The sequence below is a fragment of the Paenibacillus sp. P5_B5 genome (genome assembly GCF_056400365.1).
Genome location: NZ_JBFULK010000006.1, coordinates 56125 through 68991 on the forward strand (window position 1 = coordinate 56125; position 12867 = coordinate 68991).

10 protein-coding genes are annotated in these 12867 nt (G+C 41.5%); 9 read left to right on the forward strand and 1 reads right to left on the reverse strand.

Annotated elements, in window-relative coordinates:
* Positions 1–617 precede the first annotated feature (617 nt).
* From AC1DOK_RS10205 to AC1DOK_RS10240, 8 genes are all read left to right on the forward strand, one after another.
* Positions 618–3758: a DEAD/DEAH box helicase gene (locus AC1DOK_RS10205; protein ID WP_477554167.1), complete on the forward strand. Its 3141-nt coding sequence runs from the start codon at positions 618–620 to the stop codon at positions 3756–3758.
* A gap of 226 nt (positions 3759–3984) precedes the next feature.
* Positions 3985–5145, forward strand: a complete 1161-nt coding sequence (locus AC1DOK_RS10210) for an ABC transporter substrate-binding protein (RefSeq protein ID WP_477554168.1) — start codon at positions 3985–3987, stop codon at positions 5143–5145.
* Positions 5146–5179: 34 nt separating this feature from the next.
* Entirely contained in the window at positions 5180–5542 is a 363-nt protein-coding gene (locus AC1DOK_RS10215) for a hypothetical protein (RefSeq protein ID WP_477554169.1), read from the forward strand.
* Positions 5543–5772: 230 nt separating this feature from the next.
* Positions 5773–6303, forward strand: coding sequence for a hypothetical protein (locus AC1DOK_RS10220; protein ID WP_477554170.1), 531 nt, complete (start codon positions 5773–5775; stop codon positions 6301–6303).
* Positions 6300–7046, forward strand: a complete 747-nt coding sequence (gene map, locus AC1DOK_RS10225; RefSeq protein ID WP_477554171.1) for a type I methionyl aminopeptidase — start codon at positions 6300–6302, stop codon at positions 7044–7046. Before AC1DOK_RS10220 ends, map begins: the two co-directional genes overlap by 4 nt.
* 266 nt (positions 7047–7312) lie before the next feature.
* Positions 7313–8758, forward strand: coding sequence for an alpha/beta hydrolase family protein (locus tag AC1DOK_RS10230; protein ID WP_477554172.1), 1446 nt, complete (start codon positions 7313–7315; stop codon positions 8756–8758).
* A gap of 266 nt (positions 8759–9024) precedes the next feature.
* Positions 9025–9594 carry an SF0329 family protein gene (locus tag AC1DOK_RS10235; RefSeq protein ID WP_477554173.1) on the forward strand — a complete coding sequence of 190 codons (570 nt, stop codon included), beginning with the start codon at positions 9025–9027 and terminating at the stop codon, positions 9592–9594.
* A 77-nt stretch (positions 9595–9671) separates the two neighbouring features.
* Positions 9672–10652 carry a BtrH N-terminal domain-containing protein gene (locus tag AC1DOK_RS10240; RefSeq protein WP_477554174.1) on the forward strand — a complete coding sequence of 327 codons (981 nt, stop codon included), beginning with the start codon at positions 9672–9674 and terminating at the stop codon, positions 10650–10652.
* A gap of 73 nt (positions 10653–10725) precedes the next feature.
* Here the strand turns inward: AC1DOK_RS10240 and AC1DOK_RS10245 are convergent, their stop codons facing one another.
* Positions 10726–12255 carry a flavocytochrome c gene (locus AC1DOK_RS10245; RefSeq protein ID WP_477554175.1) on the reverse strand — a complete coding sequence of 510 codons (1530 nt, stop codon included), beginning with the start codon at positions 12253–12255 and terminating at the stop codon, positions 10726–10728.
* 373 nt (positions 12256–12628) lie between these two features.
* Here AC1DOK_RS10245 and scfA point away from each other — a divergent pair, with 373 nt between their 5' ends.
* Positions 12629–12778, forward strand: coding sequence for a six-cysteine ranthipeptide SCIFF (scfA, locus tag AC1DOK_RS10250; protein ID WP_477554344.1), 150 nt, complete (start codon positions 12629–12631; stop codon positions 12776–12778).
* The last annotated feature ends 89 nt before the right edge of the window (positions 12779–12867 follow it).

Consider the following 12867-nt stretch of genomic DNA (forward strand, 5'->3'; position numbering starts at 1 on the left):
GCATCAATGAGGTATCTGTGGGAATTCAATAGTAAAAAAATTGGTAAAATGATAAATAATGAGCCGAGGCGTAATACGTAGGACAAATTTATACTTGTAGGGGATAATACCACCTAAAATATAATTCTTAAGCTTTTTTAGTAATTTAAGAATGAAATATGATGATTAAACGAGCTAGGTTGGTGTGATAAATCAATACCCAGCAGATTTATATTGTTGCATTACTTAAGTATTAGTTTGATAATAAATATTATGGCGGGAATATTGAATTATTCAGTAATTCAATTAGGCTTTATAAGCAATATAGCACTTGGACTTTTACAGACTTGAATATAAATCATAATGAAGTGCTTTATAGGGTGCTCCAATTATACAAATAATCTCTATACCTTCTCAGCCTCCTCTCTAAGGAGGCTTTTTCATACGGACATATGCTTTTCGACAGTTTTAGTATCATTCGATTGCTATGTAATCGTGGAAATAATCTGTTGAATAAAGGAACTTACAGTTGAAATATGGAATAAGTTTTAAAGACTATTTCGAGTGCTCGTCAATTAGAGCGGAATAAATCTTTTTCTACTAAGATACATATTACTCCACCCAAAAGAGGTAACTCCATGAAACAAGGACTCTATGAGCAAATCATTAATAATATAACGTCGCTTCAGTTATCTGCCTTGGACCCAGAACTCTATGAGATTGGCAGGGAAGCACTAGATGTGGAAGAAGCTCGGAAGATGCTGTCGGGTTATATGGCTATGGTAATTCGTAGGGCACTTAAAGTTGTGCGAGAACAAAGTAGCGATGAAGAAGCGGTATTGGCGCAAATTCGGACCTGTAATGAAATTATTGACACATTGAAGAATACGTTAGGGCAGGATGAGTACAACGAGCTCCAGTTAGATGAACAAGGTGAAGTACTCACCTATGTGTATTCAAAGTTAAATCATATCCGTGGGATCAGGGATGAGAAGGTGCTGAGACCTGTTACACCTTTATCTCAAAGCTCGCTCTTTACTGGGTCTCACTCTGAACCGAATATGCTACATGAGTTGAAGCGTGAAATTGTAACGGCAGATCGGATAGATTTGTTGGTTTCTTTTATCAAATGGAGTGGTCTACGTTGTCTAATGGAGCAGTTTGAGCAGTTTACCGCTAATGGTGGGCAGCTACGCGTCATTACGACTACATATATGGAAGCAACAGATATCAAAGCGGTAATCGAGCTCAGTAGGCTCCCAAATACCGAGATCCAAATATCCTATGACAGTGATCGGACGCGGTTGCATGCGAAGGCTTATGTTTTTAGAAGAGATACGGGATTCACGACGGCCTATGTAGGCTCATCTAATTTATCCAATCCAGCACTCACCAGTGGGTTAGAGTGGAATTTGAAGGTGACCGAGAAGGATTCGTACGATGTACTTAAGAAGATTGAAGCGAGCTTTGAGAGCTATTGGAATGATAGGGAGTTTAAGAGTTTTTCTTCCGAGAATGTGGAACAGGTTCAGCAACTGAAGGAAGCATTAGGCAAGAAGAAGGAACAGAATACCTTACAATTTCATTTTGAGATAACTCCCTATGATTATCAGAAAGAAGTATTGGAGAAGCTTGAAGCACAAAGAACCCTATTCGGTAGAACCAGAAACCTGTTGGTGGCGGCTACTGGAGTCGGAAAGACGGTTATTTCTGCATTTGACTATAAACGGTTTTTATCCAAGAACCCAAGAGCTAGACTACTATTTGTGGCGCACCGAGAAGAGATTCTGAAGCAGAGCCAAGATACATTCCGTTTTATTCTTAAAGACTTGAACTTCGGCGATCTGCATGTAGGCCAGCATCAAGCGGAGTCTGTGGATCATTTGTTCATTAGTATTCAAAGCTTTAATTCTATGAATCTAACAGAGAAGACAACGAGTGACTTCTATGACTTCATCATTGTCGATGAATTTCATCATGCGGCAGCTCCTTCATACCAGAATCTATTATCCTACTATAACCCTCAGATTCTACTAGGATTGACGGCAACACCGGAACGTATGGATAGCAAAGACATTCTAGCTTATTTCGACCATACAATAGCTGCAGAAATAAGACTGACCGATGCGATCGATCGTAAATTGCTTTGTCCTTTTCAATATTTCGGTATAACGGATCATGTGGATCTGTCACGAGTGAAGTGGTCTAGAAAGGGCTATGATCTTGCAGAGTTAGAGCAGGTATACACCCATAATAAAATTCGTACGACGCAAATCCTGAATAGTATGAAGAAATACGTCACGGACATGGAAGATGTAAAAGGTCTTGGATTCTGTGTAAGTGTTGAACATGCCCTCTATATGGCCAAGGTATTTGAAGAAGCGGGAATCCCAGCAGTGGCGTTACATGGGAAATCGAGTGATCAAGAACGAAGTACGGTTAAGAGTAGACTCATTAGCGGTGAGATCTCAATGATCTTTGTCGTGGATCTCTACAACGAGGGCGTGGATATTCCAGCGATTAATACCATCCTATTCCTGCGACCGACGGAGAGTTTAACTGTGTTCTTGCAGCAGCTTGGTCGTGGACTACGATTGACCGAGGGTAAAGAATGCCTTACGGTACTAGATTTTATCGGACAGGCTCATAAGGAGTACAACTTCCAAGATAAGTTTAGAGCATTAATGGGTAAGACGAAACACTCGATTCAGCATTATGTGGAAAATGGGTTCTCTACTCTGCCTAGAGGATCCTTCATTCAATTAGAGAAGCAAGCTAAGGATTATATATTACGGAACCTGAAGCAAGCAAAGACCAGTCGGAGTAGCTTAATTAGCAAAATGAAGTATTTCCAAGAGGATACAGGGCTTGAATTGACCTTGGCTAACTTCGTACGTTACCATGGCATTTCTTTGTTTGACTTCTATGGTGGCCGGAGTGGTAACCGATTCTTTAGAGGATTAATGGTAGAAGCAGAGATTCTGGAAGCCTTCGAATGGGATCATCCTGAATACGTGAAGCGTATACCTGCATTATTGAACTTGAATTCTCGCAGATGGTTGAAGTTCTTAATTCATTATTTGGAAAATGGTAAGAAGCCGCTTGACGAAGAAGAGAACCGGATGTTGGTCATGTTCTACTATACATTACATCGGGCAGAGCCTTCCAAGCTGGGATTTGCAAATATTGAAGAAGGCATTCAAGCAGTTCTAAGCTGTCCTGAGTTTAAGGATGAGATTGTGGATATCCTAAAATATAACGAGGAACATCTTGATTTTGTGGATAAAAATAATGAGTTTCCTTTTACTTGTCCACTAGATATCCACTGCTCTTACAGTATGGATCAAATATTAGCGGCATTTGGCTACTGGAATGAGGATAAAGCACCTACATTCCGTGAAGGCGTAAAACATTTTGAGAACGAGCAGACCGACATCTTCTTCATTACACTTAATAAATCAGATAAAGATTTCTCACCATCCACACTCTATGAAGACTATGCGATTAATGAAAGGCTATTCCATTGGCAGACACAAAGTAGTGTCTCCGAAGACACCAAGACTGCACAGCGGTATATTCTTCACCGAAGAACAGGAAACCGCATTGCCTTATTTGTTCGGGAATACAAAGAGGACAATAGATTCACATCTCCATTTGTTTTCTTAGGAGAAGCCGATTATGTGAGTCATGAGGGAAATAAGCCCATGAGTATTGTATGGAGATTGAGGGAAGAGCTGCCACCACAGATGGTAGCGACGGCTAATAAGTGTATTGTGTAGTTATGAAAATTGATACATCAAGACAGCAACTAGTCCTCCCAAACGGGAAGCTATTTAGGCATAAAAAAGAAACAGTCCAATACTTAAAAGCAAATGCTTTTAGAATTGGACTGCTTGCTTTTTATCTAGTTTTTAAATTCATGAAAGTTAATTTTTTGCCCTGACACGTTATGTCATACCAACTATTGTATGATGATTTCAGAAAGAAGAAGGGAGTTGTGAGAGTATGAGATTAACAGTTACATCAAGTGATGACAAAAAACATAAGGTGCTAGAATTAGCCAAAGAGCGGTTTGAAGCGAAGTACAAGGGTGCTATTATTGAAATTGAATCCCTGCCTAGAGAAATTCTAGAACAACGTATACGCAATGGAAATCCTCCTGATTTAATTGAGTGGGACGGCAGTAATATCGGGCATCTGCTCGATCAGAAAATTGCACTAGATCTCACCCCTTTACTAGAGGATGGCTCATTTGATTTATCCGACTATTATCCTTCAGTTCTTGAGGCTTCAATGGATCAAGGTCGACTTGGGGCGATACCGGTAATGGCAGAGGTTCCTGGTGTTTTTTACAACAAAGCATTATTCGACGAGGCCGGTGTTGCATATCCACAAGACGATTGGACTTGGGATGAGTTTGTTAAAAAAGCTCGAATGCTGAACAAATACGATTCTGACGGTGAAGTTATTCGTTATGGAGCGTACCTAGTACCACGGCTTCTTCCTGTCGAGCCACTTGTATGGAGCTGTGGTGGAGCATTTTTATCAGAAGACGGCACGGTAGCATCTGGTTATTTGGATTCCCCTGCTACAATTGAAACGATCAGAAAATATATTGAGATGTATCACCCACTAGAGGTAACACCATTCGAAGATGTCGGCAAGGATACATGGATATCGTGTTTCATTCACAATAAAATGGCTATGTATTATGATGCTAACTGGACGATTAAACCAATGAGACCAGAACATCGGGAACAATTTGGGGTTGTCATGCCTCCTCGGATGGGAGAAACTGAGTTAATTAACATTGTTCAAGTTTATGGGTACTGCATTTCTGCTAAGTGCTCAGATGTAGAATTAGCTTGGGCGTTTCTACAGGAACTTGCTTCTCCTCATACAGACCCTGGCAGAGAATGGGCAAAGCATAATCTAGCAGTTTCACGTACAGTGGCCCAAATTAGTGGTCAGCAATCAGATCCTTTGTACAGACCATTTCTTGAATCATTAAACAGTGCCAAACAAGGTGCATTTGATGTGTCAAGCATGCATCTCTGGAATTACTGGAATAATGATATTTTCCAGAATTGGATACTCCGAGAAAGCCGTATCAATGTGGAGGAACGTCTGAAGAGGATTGCCAAAGAGTACGACGATAGTCGATAGAAGAACAGAATGTGTGGTGAGTCGATTGGGCAATATGCATCGCATCCTATGGTTTGATGAACAAGTAAGATATGGGAAGTACCCGAACAGCAATCATTTATCTGAACATTTTGAAATATCTATCCGACAGGCTTGCCGGGATATCGAATATTTGACGAATACCCTTCGTGCTCCTCTTGTATATAATCCTAAGAAGCGAGGGTACCAGTATGAAGATAAAACCTATGTACTACCAGCCCTCATGCTTACAGCGTCAGATATTCAGATGATCCAGGCCATAATTGCACATCTTGAGCAAACAGCGGCTGTGTTTGGTGTTACTAGTTTTTCTGATAGAGCTGTTGAATTACTACGACAAATTATCTCGCAATCTTCCTATGAGGATGCACAAAATTAACCTTAAATGTGGATATCCTGAAATATAAAAGAAACAGTCCAATACTTAAAAGCAAATGCTTTTAGAATTGGACTGTTTTTTATTGCAATGCTCGACCTTACCGGACATCAGATGTCAGTGATCAAGCTATATGTAAAAAAGTTTGACCTTTTAATTTTCAAGTGGTATAAATGGATTGAGTGATTCAATCCGTTTAATTTTTGTTAATACAAGTAAGGAGCGTCCTTTCCATGAGTCCTACCTTATCTCGTGAGAACTATTTCTTAACTGTGATAAATAAACTTAATGAGCATCATGTAGAGAGAGGAAGCTTGGAACAAGAACTGCAAGAACTGCTACTGGATCTTGCTGAATCCGTTCAGGCTAAGATAGAGATTAGTGTAGTGATGGTACAAAGAATTAATAGCCTTTTTGAACGGTACCAAGCCGTTCGACTGAAAGTAAGCATTGTTCCAAGGATAGAGAATTTATCTGTTGATATGCCAATTAATGAGCGAAAAAAAGAAGAGCAGCAACAAATCCTTTTTCATACGGAATTTGTAGATGACCCCGATGAATTGAAGCGAATGTATATGGAGTCGATTATAAGTTTACTTGAGGCGATGGAGAAGAAACAGCTGGATTTGCAAAAATGTATACAATGTGACAGTTGGTTTATTCCTTATCAACGAGCTCAAGTAACTAAGTTTTGCAATTTCAAATGCCGCAATCGGTTTAATTATCTTCTTAGAAATATGGACAAAGAGGAGACGGTTAAATGATTATTCTGAAATCTGATGAAGAAATCAAGCTAATGAGGGAAGCAGGACGTATTGTTGCAGAGTGTCATGCATTCTTAGCAGAAACAATTAAGCCGGGGATAACAACACTAGCGATTGATCAACTAATTGAGGAGCGGATACGCTCACGAGGAGCGACTCCCAGTTTCAAGGGACATAATGGCTTTACGGCTTCCATCTGTGTTGCCAAGAATGATGTGATTTGTCACGGTTTTCCTGACTCGAACCCTTTGCTTGATGGAGATGTGGTAACCATTGATATTGGTGCTTTTTACAATGGTTACCATGGGGACTCGGCATGGACCTATGCGGTAGGAAGCGTTTCTCAGGAAATTGAAAAGCTGATGGAGGTATGTCATCAAAGCTTAATGCTTGGCATTGAACAGGCAGTGGTTGGAAATCGGATTGGTGATATCGGTTATGCGATAGATACGTATGCAAAGCATTTCGGATACGGGAATGTTAAAGAATTTACTGGTCATGCGGTGGGGAAAGAATTGTGGGAGGAACCGGCTGTCCCTCATTATGGTAATAAGGAACAGGGAGTGCGATTGAAGAAGGGTATGGTTCTTGCTATTGAGCCTATGCTTACGCTAGGCGGTTGGCGTGCTTATGTTGAAAGTGACGGCTGGACTGCCCGAACAATTGATCACTCCATATGCGTACAGTATGAACATACCGTTGCGATTACAGATAATGGACCCCAAATACTTACTGTGCTATGACGATAGAACGGCTTGTCTATAGTTTCACCAATGTGGAGTGCGTGGTAAGGATATATTGAGAGGGACATTAAAAGGTAAATGTTACAACAAGGTCTGCTGAGAAAGCAGGCTTTTCTTTTATGAACTATCCTAAAGAGTTAATAGTTAATTGCTATGAAATAGTTTGGCGTTGTTTGGCATACTTCAGAATAAATTCATTATTCCCCCAACTTTATTTTCAGAAGTTCAGGATAAGATGAAACTAGTTAATAGGGGGTGAGATCGAGATGAGGATGTTGGAAGTAATTGTGATCGCGATCAATTTTGGTCTGTTGTACTGGGCAATTATCGAGAATAGGAAGGGCGGCCAGGGATCTGTCTTCCCTTTGATGATCGCCTTCGGTTTGGTTATGGTACAAATTGCAGTGGAGGGCGGGCGTTGGCAGATGGTTCCGGCTTACTTGACTCCATTGGTTTTGACGGCTTATTTCTTCTTAGGCAAGCGGAAGGAGGGTGGCAGAAGCCGGGTTACGGTCTCGGTTCAAGTGGTGCTGCTGACCTTATTTTTGTTAGTCTCGTCTGTACTTCCGGCGATGTTGCCGGTATTCTCGTTTGTGAAACCGACTGGGCCTTATGCGGTGGGATCGACAGTTTATCACTGGGTGGATGAACAGCGGCAAGAAAAGTATTCCGATAATCCAGACGCCCGACGTGAGCTGATGGTGCAAGTTTGGTATCCAGCCGCCAAAGGAGGCACGGAAAAGCAGAGTCCTTATCTCCAAAACGCGTCGAAAATGACTGTAGCTATATCATCAAAAATGCTGGAACTTCCAGCTTTCACGTTCAGCCATCTGGGGCTGGTCAAAACACATTCTTTACTGGAAGCCAAGCTTTCGGACTTGGAGAGTCGTTATCCCGTATTGATTTTTTCTCATGGGATGAACGGCTATCGCAATCAAAATATGTACCAGGTGGAGGAACTTGCAAGCCATGGCTATATCGTTTTGGGCATCGATTATGCTTATGAAGCTGCTGCCACCGTGTATGCTGACGGACGCGTAGCCATGAGCAAAGTCGGCACTAACCTGACTTCTATGGCCAAGTACGATGAGCATATACCACTTTGGGTCGACGATGCTACCTTTGTGCTCAATCAAGTGGAGAAGCTCAACAGGAACGATTCTAAAGGTCGCTTTACCGACAAAATCGATCTTGAACGAATCGGGATGCTCGGACATTCGTTCGGGGGAGCCGTTACAGTGCAAATGATGAAGAACGATTCACGTGTGAAGGCAGCCTTAAGTATGGACGGTGGGTTTTATGGTTCGCCGGTTTCCGAAAAAGGATTGGGAAAGCCTTTTTTTATGATGTATTCAGAAGAGACATATAATAAGGTAATGACCTCTTACGATGATATTCCGAAACAGAGAGGGGTGGGAAGCCGAGAGGAGTTTGAAGCTCCCAGGAAAGAATATATGCTAAAATCAGGCAATGCATTGGCAGGCGGCGGTTTATCCATACTTATTCCTGGTTCAAAGCATGCAAGCTACTCTGATCTTGCGCTATTCTCTCCATTACTAGGGTTAGGCGGCTCAGACACGCGGCGGGACCACCGTATCGTGAACGAATTCAGTGTTGCCTTTTTCGACCAGTATTTAAAAGGAAAGGACGACTCTGCGCTCAAAGCATTAGTTGCTAAATATCCGGAATTGAACTTCAAAGTGAACAAGTAAAAGATATGAAACATTAACTTATGGGATCAATCTTTCCATACTATCTGGCAGTGTAGAACTTTATTTCAAGTTCTGTTCTGCCATTTTTCTTTAAATTGAACATAGTTGCTATTACAATGAAAGAAGTTGAATTTATTTACGACACCAGTATAGGCAAAATGTTGAATGGTAACCATTTATTATGATCAATGTGTTGGATATTGTATTATGGATAACAGAACGACTGCCTCAATAACTATTTATAATATAGAACATAGGAGGATTACATGTCCTGGAGCAAAATGAAGCAACAACTGGAGAGTTTTCTCTGTCCTGCGTTATATGGAAGGGTCGAATACCGTGCAACCAGCTACCGTTATTTACCTGATAAAGCAGGACAATGTTATATTGCAGTAGATAAAAAGAATGTACTCAATATGAATGATAGTACTACCTTAATCAGATGGTATCAGACCGAGCTCGAAATTAAGAATGATTCAGATATCCAAATTCCTATCAACAATGAAGAAATTGAAGCGGTCAGAAAAGATACCAAGGGGATAGTTCCGGAGGATCGTCTACAAGTAATTGCAAGAAGTAGAAAAATATCAGAATATGCAAAGGAGCTTTTGTCAGCACAGTCATCATTAAGTAAATCAAATTTTATCGTTGTAGCTAATAAGTTTCTATCCATTTCTATAGAGGAAAGCATAGAGAGCAATGATATCCTATTGAATATTCTAGCTTTGGTGGACAGACGAGTTGGAAAAAAGCGAATTTTAAACATGACCGAGAAGATGAAGTTAAAGCATCCAATTGTGCAGTATTTTTATGAACTACGGCTTAGTACGTTATGAGAATAAATAACTTATTCAGAGTGAGCAAGCGTTCGTCGCCGATCTAATCAACGAATTGTTGGAGGAGATGGAAGAACATGTCCACAATCATTGAAGGATTCGTTCCTTTTCAAGGGGAACATTGCGAGACGACAACAATGGGCAACTTGCTTCATTTTGCGGGAGTTCGGCTATCGGAACCGATGTTATTCGGACTTGGTCAAGGGTTAGGATTCATTTATTGGGATTCGAAGGGGATGGGTTTTCCTTTTATTGGGGGAAGGGTGAAACCGGATGAATTGTCTGCTTGCATAGCATCCCGGCTCAACTTAACCATCAGGACGCAAGAAACTTCGTCTGTTGAAAAAGCTTGGCAGAACGTACGGAGCTTCATAGAACACGGAATTCCGGTTGGGCTTAAATTGGACTCCTATTATTTGGATTATTTCACGAACAAAGTGCACTTTGCCGCCCACTATGCGGTAATATATGGCATGGATGACGAATACGCCTACTTGGCGGATACAAGACAACAGGGTGGACTTGTGACGACGCGTTTGGTCCATTTGGCAATGGCTAGAAACGCAAAGGGGCCTATGAGCTCCAGGAATCGTTCCTTTACGCTTGAGCCGATCGGTACTCTCCCCCCGCTTATGCCCGCTATTCGATCATCCTTAACCCAGAATGCACAGAACTATTTGAATCCGCCCATTCGCAACATAGGGAATAAAGGCATTATAAAAATGAGCAGTGAAATCCTGAAGTGGCCTTCTCGCAGTAAGAATTTTGAGCAAGATCTATGCTTGACGGCATTATTAATGGAAAGAGCGGGAACTGGCGGCGCATTGTTTCGAAATCTATATCGAGATTTTCTACAAGAATGCGTGAATCTGTTTGGAGACCCAAAAGTAGAACAGGCATACTTGCTGTTTACGGAAATCGCACCAATGTGGATCAGCGTCTCTTCTTTGATCGACCATGTAGGAAGAACGGAAAACCACCAGGAGCTGAACCAGGTTTCCAAGCTTTTGCTTGAGATTGCGGATAAAGAACGTATAGCCATGGAATTATTATTGTAATTAATTAAAACAACAAACGCTTGGACTCATCAGAGCCCAAGCGTTTGTTGTTTGCATATAGAAAGCTGATATCTTATTGTGCTTTTACGAATTCAGCTGATTTTAGACCGGCTTGGCGACCGAAAACAATGATCTCCCCAACGGAGTTGCCGCCGATGCGGTTTTGACCATGCAAGCCGCCTGTAACTTCGCCTGCTGCAAACAGTCCTGGAATAGGCTTACCGTCTTTATTTAGAACTTCTGTGTTTGTGTTGATTTTTACGCCACCCATGGTGTAATGAATCCCTGGGGCGATTTTGATTGCATAGTATGGTGCGCCGGACAAGTCTTTGTCCATCCCTGTTTTTCTGCCGAACTCGGCATCCTTTTTATTCTTTACTGCGCTGTTCCATGTATCTAGCGTGGTTTTTAGCTGATCTGCAGGAACACCCATTTCTTTGGCTAAAGCTTCGATCGAATCCCCTTTAATGACAAAACCCATTTTTTCGTATTGCTCGATTGCTTTAACACGGGATTTTACGCCGGAATCAAATACAAGATAAGCCGATTTTTCAGGAAGTTTATTGATAGCGGCGGTGACATTGTCACGAGTATCCAGTTCGTTTACGAAACGTTTGCCGTCACTAGCAACGAGGAGTCCTCCTTCTCCGCGAACAGCTTCACCAATGAGATAGGATTTCTCTTGCTGCACGGTTGGGTGAACTTGGATTTGATCCATATCGACCGTTGTACCATCGAGTTTTTCAACCATCATAATGCCGTCACCGGTGCTGCCTTTTTGGTTTGTTGTTACTAACCCTTTCAAATCAGGTCTAACTTCGGAAATCATGTCCATATTGGCGCCGAAACCACCGGTTGTCACGACGACGGCATTCGCTGCAATATTTTTCTCGTCTTTTTGGTTAAAGGTGACTTTGACGCCATTTACTTTGCCATCTTTTTGTGTAATATCCGTCACGTTGGCATTAACAAAAAGCGGAATTCCTTGTTCATGTACATTTTTCGTCAAACCGTTAACAAGGTATTGTCCTACTGCTGAGCCATCTTCAGGACGGTGTGTGCGTTTTTCGTTCATACCGCCAGTAATCGTGATATTGTTCAACCGAATTCCCATGGAATCCAGCCAATCGATCGAACTTGCAGAATTGTCAACGAAGAAACGAAGCATGTCTTTGTCGTTTGTACCATGACCGCCTTTTAAGGTCTCTTCATAAAATAAATCATTGCTGTCTTGAATACCTTGCTCTTTTTGGAACTTGGTTTCAGAAGCATTCATTCCCGAAGATGATTTGGATGTATTCCCTCCGGCAACCGGCATTTTTTCAAAAATAACCGGGTTCATGCCTTTTTCTTTTGCCTCAAGTGCAGCAGACATACCGGCGCCGCCTGCACCGACAATGATGATATCATATTTATCTTTTAGTTGATCGTACGGTGTATATTGGGCTTGAGACGCTCCCGAAACGGCTTCCGTTCCTTTGGTCTCTTCTTTTTTGGCATTGCCCTGACTTTGGTCTTGGTTATTGCTTGCGCTACCGCATCCCGAGATCACGAGCATGAAAGAGAGAACGAGAGTAAGCGTTGCTGTTACTTTCTTTTTCATGTTAAACCCTCCACTTTTCTGTATCTTTATTTCGATTACATAAAGAGCCAAACGCTTTAGCTTCTTTAGGCAAAATTTATTTTAATATATCATCGGTCTAATTGTTGTGAATTATTTCACATTATTCTTAAAAAGAAATAATTACCATTATTTACAATTACCACGTCTTTCGGTTCTCCATGATCTGAAGGTACTGGGGCTGTTTATGCCATGGTCATCCTCACTGCTGGACAGCTGTCATCGATCATATGCTGACTCCTATTTGACTGCTAGGTGACATGAATCATAGTCGTACATGCGAGGTGTTGCTACAATGGTATATGGAAATAAAAGTGAAATTATTCACAAGAAATTGCAAAAGGAGTTATTTATGATGAAAAGAATCGTAACACTCAGTACCCGCAAACTAATGGATACCGCAAAACACGGCGGATGCGGCGCATGCCAGACATCTTGCCAGTCCGCTTGTAAAACTTCCTGCGGAGTTGCAAACCAGAAGTGTGAAAATGCATTGAACAGATAGGATTCGGAATTCTACCGCCCATTGCTCTGCAGTTGGGCGGCTATTTTTAAGAAACGGATGCCGCCTCTATAGGACGGCAAGCACGTTTC